At 64.5% G+C, this 15028-nt stretch carries 16 protein-coding genes; 5 read left to right on the top strand and 11 right to left on the bottom strand.

Annotated elements, in window-relative coordinates:
* Nucleotides 1-93: 93 nt before the first annotated feature.
* Complete coding sequence (locus MRY75_RS14075) at nucleotides 94-480, bottom strand: DUF2147 domain-containing protein (RefSeq protein ID WP_292308635.1); 387 nt, start codon at nucleotides 478-480, stop codon at nucleotides 94-96.
* Between the two features lie 135 nt (nucleotides 481-615).
* Between MRY75_RS14075 and hisA the strand changes: the two genes are divergently transcribed.
* Nucleotides 616-1338, top strand: coding sequence for a 1-(5-phosphoribosyl)-5-[(5-phosphoribosylamino)methylideneamino]imidazole-4-carboxamide isomerase (hisA, locus tag MRY75_RS14070; protein WP_292308634.1), 723 nt, complete (start codon nucleotides 616-618; stop codon nucleotides 1336-1338).
* Here the strand turns inward: hisA and MRY75_RS14065 are convergent.
* Complete coding sequence (locus MRY75_RS14065; RefSeq protein ID WP_292308633.1) at nucleotides 1335-1787, bottom strand: DUF302 domain-containing protein; 453 nt, start codon at nucleotides 1785-1787, stop codon at nucleotides 1335-1337. The genes hisA and MRY75_RS14065 overlap by 4 nt on opposite strands.
* A 75-nt stretch (nucleotides 1788-1862) precedes the next feature.
* Complete coding sequence (locus MRY75_RS14060) at nucleotides 1863-2621, bottom strand: SDR family oxidoreductase (protein ID WP_292308632.1); 759 nt, start codon at nucleotides 2619-2621, stop codon at nucleotides 1863-1865.
* An 88-nt stretch (nucleotides 2622-2709) separates the two neighbouring features.
* On the opposite strand from MRY75_RS14060, the gene hisF reads away from it, so the two are divergent.
* Together hisF and MRY75_RS14050 are read left to right on the top strand one after the other, a co-directional pair.
* Nucleotides 2710-3471: an imidazole glycerol phosphate synthase subunit HisF gene (hisF, locus tag MRY75_RS14055; RefSeq protein ID WP_292308631.1), complete on the top strand. Its 762-nt coding sequence runs from the start codon at nucleotides 2710-2712 to the stop codon at nucleotides 3469-3471.
* Nucleotides 3468-3776: a phosphoribosyl-ATP diphosphatase gene (locus MRY75_RS14050; protein ID WP_292308630.1), complete on the top strand. Its 309-nt coding sequence runs from the start codon at nucleotides 3468-3470 to the stop codon at nucleotides 3774-3776. The genes hisF and MRY75_RS14050 overlap by 4 nt, the downstream gene beginning before the upstream one ends.
* Before the next feature lie 136 nt (nucleotides 3777-3912).
* Here the strand turns inward: MRY75_RS14050 and MRY75_RS14045 are convergent, their stop codons facing one another.
* The 4 genes from MRY75_RS14045 to MRY75_RS14030 all read right to left on the bottom strand — a co-directional run bounded on the left by MRY75_RS14045 (nucleotide 3913) and on the right by MRY75_RS14030 (nucleotide 9125).
* Nucleotides 3913-4380 (bottom strand): CoA-binding protein, encoded by a 468-nt coding sequence (locus MRY75_RS14045; RefSeq protein ID WP_292308629.1) that lies wholly within the window; start codon nucleotides 4378-4380, stop codon nucleotides 3913-3915.
* A gap of 188 nt (nucleotides 4381-4568) precedes the next feature.
* Nucleotides 4569-5627 (bottom strand): DUF2235 domain-containing protein, encoded by a 1059-nt coding sequence (locus tag MRY75_RS14040; RefSeq protein WP_292308628.1) that lies wholly within the window; start codon nucleotides 5625-5627, stop codon nucleotides 4569-4571.
* Complete coding sequence (locus MRY75_RS14035; RefSeq protein WP_292308627.1) at nucleotides 5605-7902, bottom strand: xanthine dehydrogenase family protein molybdopterin-binding subunit; 2298 nt, start codon at nucleotides 7900-7902, stop codon at nucleotides 5605-5607. The genes MRY75_RS14040 and MRY75_RS14035 overlap by 23 nt, the downstream gene beginning before the upstream one ends.
* Nucleotides 7903-7943: 41 nt before the next feature.
* Nucleotides 7944-9125, bottom strand: coding sequence for a type III PLP-dependent enzyme (locus MRY75_RS14030; protein WP_292308626.1), 1182 nt, complete (start codon nucleotides 9123-9125; stop codon nucleotides 7944-7946).
* 103 nt (nucleotides 9126-9228) lie between these two features.
* Between MRY75_RS14030 and MRY75_RS14025 the strand changes: the two genes are divergently transcribed.
* Nucleotides 9229-9669 (top strand): Lrp/AsnC family transcriptional regulator, encoded by a 441-nt coding sequence (locus MRY75_RS14025; protein WP_292308625.1) that lies wholly within the window; start codon nucleotides 9229-9231, stop codon nucleotides 9667-9669.
* Here the strand turns inward: MRY75_RS14025 and MRY75_RS14020 are convergent.
* The 4 genes from MRY75_RS14020 to MRY75_RS14005 form a co-directional block, all read right to left on the bottom strand.
* Nucleotides 9666-10265 carry an inner membrane-spanning protein YciB gene (locus tag MRY75_RS14020; RefSeq protein ID WP_292308624.1) on the bottom strand — a complete coding sequence of 200 codons (600 nt, stop codon included), beginning with the start codon at nucleotides 10263-10265 and terminating at the stop codon, nucleotides 9666-9668. The genes MRY75_RS14025 and MRY75_RS14020 overlap by 4 nt on opposite strands.
* Nucleotides 10266-10268: 3 nt before the next feature.
* A complete protein-coding gene (locus MRY75_RS14015; protein ID WP_292308637.1) occupies nucleotides 10269-11171 on the bottom strand; it encodes an EamA family transporter in 903 nt (300 codons plus the stop codon).
* A gap of 97 nt (nucleotides 11172-11268) precedes the next feature.
* Nucleotides 11269-12681, bottom strand: a complete 1413-nt coding sequence (ftsY, locus tag MRY75_RS14010; protein ID WP_292308623.1) for a signal recognition particle-docking protein FtsY — start codon at nucleotides 12679-12681, stop codon at nucleotides 11269-11271.
* 63 nt (nucleotides 12682-12744) lie between these two features.
* Nucleotides 12745-14430, bottom strand: coding sequence for an NAD(P)H-dependent oxidoreductase subunit E (locus tag MRY75_RS14005; RefSeq protein WP_292308622.1), 1686 nt, complete (start codon nucleotides 14428-14430; stop codon nucleotides 12745-12747).
* A gap of 189 nt (nucleotides 14431-14619) precedes the next feature.
* On the opposite strand from MRY75_RS14005, the gene MRY75_RS14000 reads away from it, so the two are divergent.
* A complete protein-coding gene (locus MRY75_RS14000; RefSeq protein WP_292308621.1) occupies nucleotides 14620-15021 on the top strand; it encodes a hypothetical protein in 402 nt (133 codons plus the stop codon).
* Nucleotides 15022-15028: the final 7 nt, after the last annotated feature.

Genomic DNA, 15028 nt, shown 5'->3' with positions numbered 1-15028 from the left:
GGCCGCCCCCCCCCCCCCCCCCCCCCCCCCCCCCCCCCCCCCCCCCCCCCCCCCCCCCCCCCGGGTCGCGGGGGCCTGCCCCCGCGAGACAACTCACTTCACCCGCGTCCAGGTCTGGCCACGGCAGATCCCCAGAACACAGCCTTCCACCTTCAGCTGATTGCCATTCAGCGTCATCTTCGAATTGTAGGTCTTGTCCCGATCCGGCGCCCAGATCTTGCCGCCCTTGTAGCTGCCATTGCCTTCGGGCTTCATGCCCCAGATCATCTGACGGCCGATATTCGGCGATGCGATCTTCTTGCCGCTTGCGTCATATCCCTGCCCCAGCACGCCGCAGATTTCGGCCCCGCAGGCACTGATCGTAACGAGCCCGTAATTGCCATCATCACCCGGCTGGGTCTTCCACGTGCCTTCCACCGGATCGGCAAAGGCGGCGCTGGCGGCCAGCGCGAGGCCTGCGGCAAGTGTCATGAGTTTCATCTCTGTCTCCTCCCTCAGAGTGGTGCGGAAACTCTGACCCGAGGTTTTCAAACCGATCAAGATTGACGCGGGGTCGCGTTGCATGTGCCGTTCCGTCATGTCAAAGCGCGTGCGACATCTGACCGGAGACGACCCATGATCCTCTACCCCGCCATCGACCTCAAAGACGGACAGGCCGTGCGGCTGCTGCGCGGCGATATGGAGAAATCCACCGTCTTCAACGACGACCCCGCCGCACAGGCGATGGAATTTGTCGAAGCGGGCTGCGAATGGCTGCACCTGGTGGATCTCAACGGTGCCTTCGCCGGGGAACCGGTGAACGCGGCGGCGGTCGAAGCCATTCTCGACCGCTGCAAGGTGCCCGCCCAGCTGGGCGGCGGCATCCGCGACATGGCCACAATCGAGCGCTGGCTCGACAAAGGTCTGCAGCGGGTGATCCTGGGCACCGTCGCGGTGGAAAACCCCGATCTGGTGCGCGAGGCGGCACGCGCCTTTCCGGGCCATGTCGCCGTCGGCATCGACGCCCGCAACGGACGTGTGGCGACCAAGGGCTGGGCCGAGGAAACCGACGTGATGGTGACCGACCTTGCCCGCTCCTTCGAGGATGCGGGTGTGGCGGCGATCATCTACACCGACATCAACCGCGACGGCGCGATGCAGGGCCCGAACCTGGAAGCCACCGCCGACCTCGCGCGCGCGGTGTCGATCCCGGTGATTGCCTCGGGCGGTGTATCCTCGCTGGGCGACCTGATCGCCCTGCGCGACTGCGGCGCGGGCCTCAACGGCGCAATCTCGGGACGCGCGCTTTACGATGGCGCCATCGACCTGACAGCGGCGCTGGCCGCGTTGCGCGGCTAGTTCGCCACCATATCGGTGAACTTCGCAAGCGCACCCGCCATGGTCTGCAGATAGGCGGCGTCTTCAGACACGCCGCCCAGCTTGCCCAGCATTGCGGAAGGCTCCTCATAGACGAACTTCGTGGCGCCCATCGCGTCCTCGTAGACCAGCACCTTGAGCGGCAGGAAAAGCCCCGCCACCGGATCATCCTGAATCGCCGGGGTGCCGACCTTCGGGTTGCCGAAGATCAGAAGCTGCATCTCACCCACATCCGCGCCGATCGACTGCGCGCCTGCGCCGTGATCGACCCGCGCGAAGATCGTGATCCCGGCCTCTTCCATCGCAGAGACCATCGAATCCACGGTCTCGGCCACGCCCATCGCGCTGTCCTTGCGCATCATTCCATTGTCGCCTGCCGTGACGCTTGTGGCCGCAAGGGCCAAACTGGTGGCGAAGATCAGGTGTTTCATAAGTTTCCCCCTCTGGCTGATCCCATCAGCCTCCGCGAGATGCAGGTCACTTGAAAGGCACGTTGCCGTGACCGGTCAGATCGACCCGGCTTCCACCATGAAATTGTTGGCCGTGCACATCGCCGCGTCGTCGGAGGCGAGGAACAGCACCATCCGCGCCACATAGACCGGCTCGATCAGGTCGGGCAGGCACTGGTTCTGTCTGTGCGCCTCCAGCGCGTCGGGCGTGGCCCAGAGCTCTTTCTGCCGCTCGGTCATGATCCAGCCCGGCACCACCGTGTTGACGCGGATGCGATGCCCACCCAGATCGCGCGCCATGGTGCGGGTCAGCCCATGCACGGCCGCCTTGGCCGTGACATAGGCTGGCATGTTGCCGACGGCTTCCCACCAGCTGTTGGAACTGAGATTGATGATCGACCCACCACCGGCTTCGATCATGTCGGGGGCCACCGCCTGAATGGCAAAGAACATATGCCGCAGGTTGGTCGCCTGCCGTTCATCCCAATACTCGGGCGTGACCTCGCGCCAATCGTGGCGGTCGTCGCGAGCGGCGTTGTTGACCAGGATCTCGGCTGGACCAAAGCGGTCTTTCAATCGGGCAAAGGCGGCCTGCAGCGCCGGGATGTCGCGCAGATCGGCCTCTTCCCAGGCCACGTCTCCCTCTGTCGCCTCCACCAGCGCCTGCGCCCGGGGGCCGTCCAGATCGACAAAGCCCACCTTGGCCCCCTGCGCGGCGAACGCCGTGACGATTTCGGCGCCGATGCCCGACGCACCGCCGGTGATGAACACGGTCTTGCCGGACAGGCTGGGATAGCGCGCAAAACTGTCGGACATGGGAAACCTCCTTCTTTTCGATGGGTCCCACGCATAATGCGACATGCGCAGGCTTCACAAGCGGCGATCTTCGGGGTACGCGACAGGCATGTTGAAGACCCGCATCATTCCCTGTCTCGATGTCGCTGATGGCCGTGTGGTCAAGGGCGTCAATTTCGTCGACCTGCGCGACGCCGGTGATCCCGTGGACGCCGCCCGCGCCTATGACGCGGCAGGGGCGGACGAGATCTGCTTTCTCGACATCCACGCCACCCATGAAAACCGCGGTACGATGTTCGACGTGGTGACGCGCACGGCGGAACAATGCTTCATCCCGCTGACCGTGGGTGGCGGCGTGCGTACCGTTGCGGATGTGCGCGCTCTGCTGCTGGCGGGGGCCGACAAGGTGTCGTTCAACTCCGCCGCTGTCGCCAAGCCTGACGTTGTGGCCGAGGCGGCAGACCAGTTCGGCAGCCAGTGCATCGTGGTCGCCATCGACGCCAAGACGGTGGAGCCAGGTCGATGGGAAATCTTCACCCATGGCGGCCGCAAACCCACGGGCATCGACGCGGTGGAGTTCGCGAAGACCGTGGTCGCCAAGGGCGCAGGGGAGATCCTTCTGACCTCGATGGACCGCGACGGCACCAAGGCGGGGTTCAACCTGCCGCTCACCCGCGCGATTTCCGATGCGGTGGATGTCCCGGTGATCGCGTCCGGCGGCGTCGGCACGCTGGATCACCTTGTCGAAGGTGTGACCGAAGGCGGTGCCAGCGCCGTGCTGGCCGCCTCGATCTTCCATTTCGGCGAATACACGATTGGCGAGGCCAAGGCCCACATGGCCGCCGCTGGCATCCCGGTGAGGCTGACATGACGCTGGAAGAGCTAGAACGGATCGTCGCCGCACGCGCGAGTGCCTCTACCGAGGAAAGCTGGACCGCCAAACTGCTGGCCAAAGGCCCCGAGAAATGCGCCGAGAAATTCGGTGAGGAATCCATCGAGGCGATCATTGAAGCCATCAAGGGCGACCGCGACCGCCTGACATCGGAAGCGGCCGACGTGCTGTTCCACCTGCTGGTGTTGCTGAAATCCCGCGATGTGGCTCTGGCCGACGTGATGGCGGAACTCGCCCAGCGTCAGGGGCAGTCCGGCCTGCAGGAAAAAGCAAACCGGTCCTGAACTTCTCGGGTTCGAAAACACTTCGGGGTTTGGGGCGTCGTCCTTTGGGCTTGAACCAAGGGCGCACCAACGGACGACCCTAGCCGTTTCCGTCAACGGAAACGCCGCGATGCGTCGACGCATCGCCCGCCCGGCCTCAGAGCTTGGAGGAGATGATCCCAGTATTGAACCCACCCATGCGCAGTTCGCCGAACAACCGCTGATACTCAATCTTGGGACAGCGGTTCATCACCACATCCACGCCGCGCGCCTCTGCTTTCGCGGCCGCCTCGGCGTTCTCGACACCGATCTGCATCCAGACGGTCTGCAAGTCCGGGAACCGCTCCAGCGCCTCGTCCACGATGGGCGGCACCGCGTCAGAGCGGCGGAAAATGTCCACCATATCGACCTTGGCGTCGATATCCGCCAGCGACGCCTTGACCTCGGCCCCAAAAAGCCGGGCACCGGCATGGCCCGGGTTGACCGGGATCACGGTGAATCCCTTGAGCGACAGGTAGCGGGCCACGTAATAGGACGGGCGCACCGGATTGAGCGACACGCCCACCACGGCAACGGTCTTGGTACGTTTGAGGACGGTGCGCAGGAAATCGTCGGAATAGGTCATGACCGTTCTCTACCCTGCCGCGCGAGAAAGAAAAAGCGCCCAAGGAGGCCTTGGGCGCAAGTGTTGGAACGAGGGACAGTGTAGGTGCTGCGGGTGTTCCATGCCCGCGCTCCTTGAGAATCAAATAGGTACGCTGCAGGGGTTTTAAAGGGCGAAAACCGGGGCTCCGGTCACAGATTCGTCAGAATTCACGGCTGCATCGGTTCGGGCACGCCCACCGGTTCGCTAACATGCAGCGATTCATGAATGCGCTCGGAGGGATCGGCACCCACCCGGCGGTGCCTGCGATAGAGAAAGAGCTTGCCCCACCCGCTCCAATTGCCGCTCGACGGCGCGTGAGGGTCCAGTTCGAACCGGCTGCGCCAGGCTTCGGGCAGGGGCAATCCAGCGTGTTCCGCGCGCTCCAGCATCCAGACCAGCGGGATATTGGCCAGCGGCCGCGCCTCTTCCCGACCGCGCAACTGACCGCCGATGTCGCTGTGCACACCCTTGAACCAGACCTGTTCGACATGACCCGTCCAGCCCGGCGGGCAGGACCAGAGCACCGGTTCGTAGGCCATGCGGCGTTCGTGATAGGCCAGCGCATGCAGACCGCACTGGATCGACGGGCCAAGCTGGTCATTGTGAAACGCGTGTTTGTCATTGGTGAACCGCCAAATGATCGGCAGCCGCATCCCCAGCGCCTTGACCGTGTCCCAGACCCCGACCACCGCGATCTGCGTCCGGTCATGACAATAGAGGCGGGCAAAATCCTGCGCCGCCGAACTGTCGGAAGCCTGTCGATAATGCGCATAGACCTGACGGATGTTGCGTTCGGTAGCGTGTTCGGCCTTGACCAGCCCCACACGGTCGATCACCCCCGCGAGCGAACGCACGGCATAGGCACCCCGGGAATACCCGAACAGGAAAATGCGGTCCCCCGGCCGGTAGCGCGAGGCCAGAAATCCATAGGCGCGGCAGATCTGGCGGTTGATGCCGCGCCCCACTGCGATGTCCGACGCGCTGCGCCAGTCGGACCATTGCAGCCCGGACTCGTAGTACAGCGACAGGTCGCCTCCCACCTCCTGCAACAGTCGGAACAGGCGCCCCGCATTGGTCTCACATCCCGGTTCGAGCGACGACATCGTCCCGTCGAGGATGATCACATGGGTGCGGGCGCCCCGGCGGACCGTGATCCGCGACTGGTCCGCCGCGAATTTCCGGCGGAACCAGCCAAGAACGGTATCACTCAGCCGCGATGCGCGCATCCTGCAACATGCCCCAGACCCGCTGCGGCGTGAACGGCATGTCGGCCTGCCGCACGCCGCGCTGCCACATCGCGTCCTGCACCGCATTGGCGACCGCGGCCAGCGCGCCGACGGTGCCCGCCTCGCCGCAGCCTTTCATGCCCATCGGGTTGGTGACCGACGGTGTCGCTTCTGTGGTAAACCCAATCATGGGGATATCATCGGCGCGCGGCATGGCGTAGTCCATGAACGTTGCCGTGAGGAGCTGCCCGTCCTCGTCATAGACCACCCGTTCGGTGAGCGCCTGACCCAGCCCCTGCGCCACCCCGCCATGCACCTGACCTTCGGCCAGCATCGGGTTGATGAGGTTGCCGAAATCATCCACCACCGTGTAGCGGTCGACGGTCACGTGGCCGGTATCGGGGTCGATCTCGACCTCGGCCACATGCGCCCCGTTGGGGAAGCTGCGCGCATCGAGGGTCGCCGTGGCGTCGAAGGTCAGAAGATCCGTCCGCCCCGCCTCGCGCGCCATCTGGGCGACTTCGAGCATTGTCGGTGTGACGTTCGATGTGCCGACGCGGAACTGTTCGTCATCAAAGCTGATCTCGGCCTCGTCGACGCCGTTCTGTTCGGCAAGGAAGGCCGTGAAGGCCGTGATGATCTTTTCGACCGCCGCAAGTGTGGCCGTGTTCTGGATCGTAACCGAACGTGACCCCCCCGTGCCACCGCCCCGCGCGATCAGGTCGCTGTCGCCCTGCACGAAGCGGATCATATGAGCCGGGATGCCTGTCTGGTCGGACAGGAACTGCGTGAACACGGTTTCGTGCCCCTGCCCGTTCGATTGCGTGCCGACATAGATCGACGCGCCACCATCCTCGTCGAAGGTGACCTTCACATCCTCGACCGGCGCGCCAAGGATGCTTTCGATGTAGTAACACAGCCCCAGCCCGCGCAGCTTGCCCTGCGCCTCGGACGCGGCGCGGCGGGCGTCGAACCCGGCACGGTCGGCAAAGCTTTCGGCGCGGGAGAGCACACGGTCGAAATCGCCCACGTCGTAGGTCTCGCCCGTCGTCGTCTTGTAGGGAAACTGGTGCGGCTTGATGAAGTTGATCCGGCGCAATTCCCACGGGTCCAGACCCAGTTCGCGCGCGGCGCGGTCCATGACGCGCTCCAGCAGGTAGATCGCCTCGGGACGCCCGGCCCCGCGATAGGCATCGACTGGCGTGGTGTTGGTGTAGACGCCTTCGACCTGCAGCCACGAGGTCTGCACGTCATAGACCCCCATCAGCACCTTGGAAAACAGGCTTGTCTGGATGGCCTGCGCAAAATGCGAGTTGTAGGCCCCCATATTGGCCACGGTCTGCACCCGGTAGGCGGTGATGCGGTTGTGTTCGTCAAAGGCCAATTCGGCGGTGTGGCGCAGATCGCGGCCCGCGTTGTCGGACAACATGCCTTCGGTGCGTTCGGACATCCAGCGCACCGGCTTGCCAAGCATCTTGCAGGCGATGGCGGTCAGGAAATTCTCGGGGTGGGGCATCGCCTTCATCCCGAACCCGCCGCCGGTGTCGGGGTTGGTGACGCGGACGTCTTCTTCGGCCATGTTCAGCACGCGGGCGATATGTTTCTTGTGCTCCCACACGCCTTGCGCATTGACGGCAAAGTGCAGGCGGTCACCCTCCATCTCGGCGTAACAGCCGCGCGGCTCCATCGCGTTGACGATGATGCGGTTGTCCTCGACCTCGAGGCTGACGGTGCGGTGCGCGGTCTTGAACGCCTCCGCTGTCGCGGCCTCGTCCCCCATGCCCCAGTCAAAGGCCACGTTGCGCGGGGCTTCGGGATGCAGCGGCTCTCCACCCGAGGTGAGGCCCAGATGCGCCGGCTTGTCGGTGTAGTCAAATTCGATCAGTTCTGCCGCATCACGCGCCGCCTGCAGGCTGTCGGCGACGATGAACGCCAGCGCTTCGCCCACGTAGCGCACGGTGTCCGTGGCCAGGACCGGACGGAAGGGCGAGGCGCCCATGCTGCCGTCCCGGTTCGGGATCGTGGTGCCCCAAAGCCCCTCGGTATAGCCCGCCTCGGCCAGATCGGCAGCCGTCAGCACCAGATGCACACCGGGCGCGCTGCGCGCCGCGGTCACGTCCAGCGTTTCGATGCTGGCATGGGCCACAGACGAGCGGACCACATATCCCCGCAGCGCATCTGCAGGAGCGATGTCGTCGACATAGCGCCCGGCCCCGGTGAGAAATCGCACATCTTCAACCCGTTTGACCGGTTGCGACTTGCCAAATTTATCCATGTTTTCCTCGCGCGTATGACCATGGTCTTTCGGCAGGAACACTAGCCTGCGAGGCGGCACTGTCCAGCAGGTTCGGGCAGAGAGTCGAGGTTCATCACTTGGCGTGTGCCATAGCCGTTGAACGGGGTGACCAGCGCAAGACTGTAGGCGCCCGCCCCGGTGATCAGGATATAGTCCCCCTCTGCGATTGCGGCCGGCAGACGCCACGGGTCAGGCACCCGATCAAGACTGTCGCAGGTGGGGCCGAAGATGGTGAAGGGTTTGGGTGGTCCCGCCAGTGGCTGGCCCTGCGCATCAAACGCGATCAAGCGGCTGGGCACCGGCATGTCGCGCCATTCGCCCAAAGCTCCGTAGAGCCCGTCATTCAGGGTCAGAACACCGTCGCCCCGCGCCTTGACGCGCAGCAGGAGCCACGTCGCCTCGGCCACCATCGCGCGCCCCGGTTCGCACCAAAGCTGCGGCGTGCCGTCCGGGAAATGCGCCTTTGTTGCAGCGTCGATCGTGTCGAACAGGCGTTGGCGCAAAGCCGCCCCGCCGCGCGGCAGGGACGGAAAGCCGCCACCGACATTCAGGGAAGTCAGCGTCACACCGGCAGTCTTGGCCACGCTGGCGGACGCGGCGATGTAGTCGGCCCAGCTTGTCGGATCCGTGCATTGCGTGCCGGGATGGAAGGTCAGCGACGGGGTCAGGCCCCGGGCTGCAACCGCGCGCAGAAGGTCGGCGGCGACGTCAGGCGCGGCCCCGAACTTGCTGCCGAAATCATATGCTGCCCCACCGCGCCTGAGCGACAGGCGCACCGCGACCTCGGTGCCTTTGGGCAGGTCGCCCAGTTTGTCGAGTTCGGACATCCGGTCCACCGACCAGGACGCAACCCCCTGCGCCTTGGCCTGCGCGATTTCGGACCGGGAGCGAACCGGGTTATGGTAATGCAGCCGCGCCGAGGGGCAGATGGCGCGGACGGCCAACATCTCGGGCACCGAGGCCACGTCGAACACGGTGATGCCGGACTGCACCAGAATGCGCAGGATGTCGGGTGCGGGATTGGCCTTGACCGCATAGCTCACCTGTCCGGGAAACCCGCGCCGAAAGCTTTGCGCCGTACGCCGCAGGACCTCGGGCCGCAGGATCGCCAGCGGATCATCCGGCTCTGTGCTCTGGATCAGCGTCGCGACGCGTGCGCGGTCGAACCTTGCATCCGTGTTGTCTTGTGCCCCTGCAACCATGACTGCCTCATGTGGTTCTGTTTTCTCAACTGTGCCTGCGAATGTCGTCGGTTTGCGTCGGCAGTTCTTGCAAAACAGACTCATTTGCGCTCAGACTGACGGAATGAGCCTACAGATCGACGAAACAGACGCCGAATTGATCGCTCTCCTGCGCCGCGACGCGCGGATGCCGGTGGCGGAAGTGGCGCGCAAGCTGGGTCTGGCCCGCACAACAGTGCAGACGCGCATCGACCGGTTGCTGGAACGGGGCGTGATCGCCGGGTTCACCCTGCGCGGGGGCGATGCGCTGGCCGCGCCCATCCGGGCGACCGTGCTGGTGTCGATCGCGCCGCGCACGGGGCCTGCGGTGCTGTCACGGCTGCAGTCGCTGACGAATGTGGAGGCGGTGTTCACCGTGTCCGGGCGGGTGGATCTGGTGGTCGAGATCAGTGCGAAGACGACGCAGGATCTGGACCGCACCCTGGACAATATTGCCGAGGCGAAAGGCGTTCAAAGCTCGGAGAGCTTCATCCACCTGACGACCAAGATCGACAGGCGGGGTTAGTCTTCCTCGGCTGTGCTATATTTCTGGATCAGCCCGGCCTGCGCGATGAAGAACACGAAGGTGGCCCCGGTCAGAACGAAGGTCTCGAAATAGACCCAGACCTCCGTACTTTGCGTGCGCCAGATGATCTCGTTCGACGCAGCCAGCAGGAAAAAGAAGCCGGTCATGCGCTTGGTCAGGATCATCCAGCCCTCCTGCTCCATCGGTAGAAGTTCTCCCATCACCACGCGCAGGTAACTTTGACCACGCAGCAAACCGAGCGCCAGAATGCCCCCCAACAGCGAATAGACCATGGTTGGTTTCATCTTGATGAAGCGGTCATCGTTGAGCCAGACGGTCAGCCCGCCGAACACCACCACCAGAACGGCCGTGACGATCTGCATGCGGCTGATATGCCCGGTCAGCCACCAAAGCAGCCCCATGGACGCAAGGATCACCGGGATGAAGACGGCGGTGGCGACGATGAAGCCGTCATACTCGGTGCCGCCGAAGGTGAACACCTCGTCCTTGACCCAGAGATAGGCGACGAAGAACCCGATCACCGGGCCCAGTTCCAGTGCCGATTTCACCCATTGCGGGACATGCCGTTGTGCCAAGTCTCAGCCTCCGAATTCCACGATGACAGCCCCTAGCGCGATCAGGGCCATGAGCGCAATCCTTCGCGGACCCACGGTTTCCTTAAGGAACACCCAGCCGATGATCGCGGCAAAGACGGTCGATGTCTCGCGCAGCACCGCCGCTTCGCCCACCTGGTCGAGGCGTGTGGCCACCATGATGGAGCCGAAACTGAAAAAAGCCACCAGCCCGCCGATCACGCCTCTGACAGCCAGCGGGCCGAGGGCGGGTTTGTGGGTCATGTTGCGATAGCGCAGTGCGGCGATGATCGGCATGGCGATGCCGTCGATCATGAAGAACCACGCCAGAAAGGTGAACGGATCGGCAGTGGCGCGGATGCCGTATGCGTCATAGGTGGTGTAGAGCGCGACGAAAAGGCCAGTGGCCACGGCCAGAGCCAGCGCGGCAGGCAGCGTGTCGCGGGCTGTTTTGAGAAAGATCAGGTTGTAGACCGCAAGGCCGAAGATGCCCGCCAGCAACACGGCAAGGCCCAGCCATTGCGTGCCGGTGAAGACCTCACCGAAGATCAGATAGGCGCCGATGACCGCAAAAAGCGGCCCCGTGCCGCGCACCACCGGGTAGACCACGGTGAAGGCACCCTTGGTATAGGCCTGCGCCTGAAGGAGCTTGTAGCCCAGATGGATGATGAACGCGCCCGCGAAGATCGGCCACATATGGGGTTCTGGCCAAGGGACGACGAAAAGCGCAAAGGGGGCCGCCATCAGCCCGTAGCTGATGTCGATCGCCCCGCGCGACATCCACGGGTCATGTTTGCCTTTCTGCAGAGCGCCGAACGCGGCGTGCAGCACGGCGGCCAGAAGCGCCAGCCAGAGGGCAAGCTGCTGCCCGGCTTCGGTGCCTTCGATGGAAACAAGCCAGTCGCTGATCATGGGAGGCGGACGGATTTTGCAAAATCCGTCTCAGGGGCTCTGCCCCTCGGCGCTGCGCGCCTCACCCCGAAGTATTTGGAAACCGGAGAAAGTCTCATTCGGTGCCAAGCCCCGTCAGGGCGGCCGCAAATTCCTCGGGGTCGAAAGGTTGCAGATCGTCGATCTGTTCGCCAACGCCAATGGCGTGGATCGGCAGGCCGAACTTGTCCGCGAGTGCCACCAGAACCCCGCCCTTGGCGGTGCCGTCGAGTTTGGTCATCACGAGGCCTGTGACATCGGCAAGTTTCTGGAAGGTCTCGACCTGGCTGAGTGCGTTCTGACCTGTCGTGGCGTCGAGCACCAGAAGCGTGTTGTGCGGCGCGTCGGGGTCTTTCTTGCGGATCACGCGGACGATCTTGGCCAGTTCCTCCATAAGGTCCTGACGGTTCTGCAGGCGTCCCGCGGTGTCGATCATCAGGAGATCCGCACCTTCGGCCTGTGCCTTTGTCATGGCATCAAAGGCAAGGCTGGCGGGGTCCGAGCCTTCGGGAGCCGTGAGAACCGGCACACCCGCACGGTCGCCCCAGACCTGCAACTGTTCGACGGCAGCGGCGCGGAACGTGTCGCCTGCGGCGATCACCACCTTTTTTCCGGCGGCGCGGAACTGGCTGGCGAGTTTGCCGATGGTTGTCGTCTTGCCCGAGCCGTTCACACCCACGACCAGCACCACCTGCGGCTTGGTCGGGTAAAGCGGCATCGGCTTGGCGACCGGGTCCATGATGCGGGCCACTTCGCCTGCGAGCAGTTCCTTGATTTCGCGCACGCTGAGTTTCTTGCCAAAGCGGCCTTCGGCGATGTTGGCGGTCACGCGCAGAGACGTGTCGACGCCCATATCGGCCTGGATCAGCAGCTCTTCGAGCTGTTCCAGCATGTCGTCATCCAGCTCGCGCCGGATTTCGGTGGGGGCGGTCGTCCGGCCCAGAAGGCGGCCAAGGAAGCCGGGTTTGCGCGCCTCGGCGACCGGGGTTTCGTCGACGAGGCCGACCGATTGCACGGGTATTTCCAGCGGCGCAGCGGGCTGCATTTCGGTGGGCGGGGACGGGATCGGGTCGCTGGGGCGTGGGGTCTCCACCGGAGGAGGTGGCGGGCTGACCGGGGTCGGCTCGGGCGCGGGCATATCCGGGCCGGGTGAAGGCGGCGTGTCCTGCGGCAGATCGGGCTGCGGGATTTCCTGCGGGGCTTCCGGCTCCGGCAGGTCGGGCTGCGGCACTTCGGAGGGCGCGTCGGGTTCGGGCAGGTCCGGCGCAGGGGTCTCCGGTTCAGGCACCTCTTCCGGCGTCGGCGGTGCGGGCACGTCCGGCGGCGGCGTTTGCGGCTCTGGCCGGGATGGCGGGTTCGGGTCGCTGGGTGGCGGCGCTTCGGGGGTCGGGGTTTCCTCACCACCGTCGGAAACGATGGCGTCCAACCCCTCGTCCAGCTTGGACGAGGATTTGAAGAGCTTGGATTTCAGCTTGCCGAAAAAGGACATGGGGACCGTCCGTGTCTGGGTCGTTCCCCTTCACCTAGTCCTTATCCGGGCAAGATGGAAGGCTCAGACCTCGTCGGGGAAATGCTTCATCGTCAGGCAGATCGGGTTCGGCGCGGCCTGCCCCAGCCCGCAGATCGACGCATCGGCCATTGCCGTGCAGAGTTCCTCGAGCAGCGGTTGGTTCCAATGCTCGGCCTGCATCAGCTTGACCGCCTTTTCGCAGCCCACGCGGCAGGGGGTACACTGGCCGCAGGATTCATCCTCGAAGAAGCGCAGCATGTTGAGTGCGGCATCGCGGGCGCTGTCTTTGTCGGACAGAACGACGACGGCGGCGGAGCCGATGAAGGAGCCGTGCGGTTGCAGCGTGTCGAAGTCGAGGGGGATGTCGTTCATCGTCGCAGGCAGGATGCCGGACGACGGGCCACCGGGTTGGTAGGCCTTGAAGCTGTGGCCCTCGGCCATGCCGCCTGCGGCCTCGATGATGTCTGTGATCGTGCTGCCCGCAGGCAGCAGGTAGACACCGGGATTGGCGACACGGCCCGACACCGAGTAGGAGCGCAGGCCTTTGCGGCCGTTCTTTTCGGTGGTGTTCAGGCATTCCGGCCCTTCCCGGCACACCCGCGCGACCCAGTAGAGGGTTTCCACGTTATGCACCAAGGTGGGGCGGTTGAAGATACCGACCTGCGCCACGAAGGGCGGGCGGTGGCGCGGCATGCCGCGTTTGCCTTCGATGGATTCGATCATCGCGGATTCTTCGCCGCAGATATAGGCCCCTGCCCCTCGGCGCAGGTCGATATAGCCGGGGGCGACCATGCCGGTGGCTTCCAAGGCGGCGATCTCGCGGCGCAGGATTTCGAGCACCGCCGGGTATTCGTCCCGCATATAGATGAAGCAGGTCTCGGCCTCGACCGCCCAGGCAGCGATCAGCATGCCTTCGAGGAAGAGATGTGGCACGCGTTCGAGGTAGAAGCGGTCTTTGAACGTGCCCGGTTCGCCCTCGTCGCCGTTCACGGCCAGATAGCGCGGGCCGGGATTGGCGCGCACGAAGCCCCATTTCCTGCCCGACGGGAAGCCTGCGCCACCCAGACCGCGAAGGCCGGACGCCAGCACCTGTTCCTGCACGTCTTCCCAGTTGCCATTGGCGCGCAGTTGGGTCAGGGCGGAATAGCCGCCGGTTTTCAGGTAGGCGTTGAGGTCCTGATAGTCGGGGAGATGCGCATGGGTGTCGCCCGCCGCGATGGCGGCCTGCACCTTGTCCGGGGTGGCGTGGTCGATGTGGTTGTGGCCCAGTTCCAGCACCGGCGCGGTGTCGCAGCGGCCCATGCAGGGGGCCCGGACAACGCGGACCTGCTTGGGGTCAAGCCCCTCTTCCAGCGCTGCCATCAACTGTTGCGCACCCGCCAGTTCGCAGGAGAGCGAGTCGCAGACGCGGATGGTCAGCGCGGGCGGCGGTGTCTCGCCCTCTTTCACCACGTCGAAATGGGCGTAGAAAGTGGCGACCTCGTAGATTTCGGCCATGCTCAGGCGCATCTCTTCGGCCAGCGCGCGCAGGTGCGCGGCAGACAGATGGCCGTACGCGTCCTGAATCAGATGCAGGAATTCGATCAGCAGATCCCGGCGGCGGGGGCGGTCGCCGAGCAGCGCCTGCACCTCGGCCAGTGCCTCATCGGTATATTGGCGGCCCTTCGGCGTCTTGCGGCCTTTGCCGCGTCCGGATTTCCAAACACCTTTGCGTTCGTCCAATGCCATCTGGGTCGTCCTCTGTTCGCATGTGGCGGCAAACTTGCACAGGCGCGACATCGCCACGAGCCTGAAAACGACGTTCAACATGGGTGAACCGCCCTGCAGGAGGCGCGGATGGGCAACCGCTGTGGAATTTCGGAAATCTTACGCCGATGTCATTTGTGCAGAGCTCCGGGTTTGGATAGGCTCGCGGACATGAGACAGAGATTTGCATCTGCCGCGCTGGCGGTTCTGTTGGCGGCGCCGTGCTTTGCGGCAGAGCCGCTGAATGGCGCGCAGTTCGAAGCCTATGTGACCGGCAAGACGCTCTATTTCGGCCAGAACGGACAGGCCTACGGGGTCGAAGAGTATCTGGAGGACCGCCGCGTGCGTTGGTCGTTCCTTGATGGTCAGTGCAAGGACGGTGTCTGGTACGAAGACGGCGACATGATCTGCTTTGTCTACGAGGACAATCCGACGCCGCAATGCTGGACCTTCTTCAAGGAAGCCGGTGGGTTGCGGGCGATCTTCGAGAACGACCCAAATGCGACGACGCTCTATGAAGCGCAGCAGAATGATGAGCCGATGATGTGCCTTGGACCCGAGGTCGGCGTCTGATCCATCC

This window comes from Marivita sp. (assembly GCF_022763305.1).
Lineage (GTDB): Bacteria > Pseudomonadota > Alphaproteobacteria > Rhodobacterales > Rhodobacteraceae > Marivita.
The sequence above is the reverse complement of the archived record's forward strand: the minus strand, read 5'-3'. Positions and strand labels throughout refer to the sequence as shown.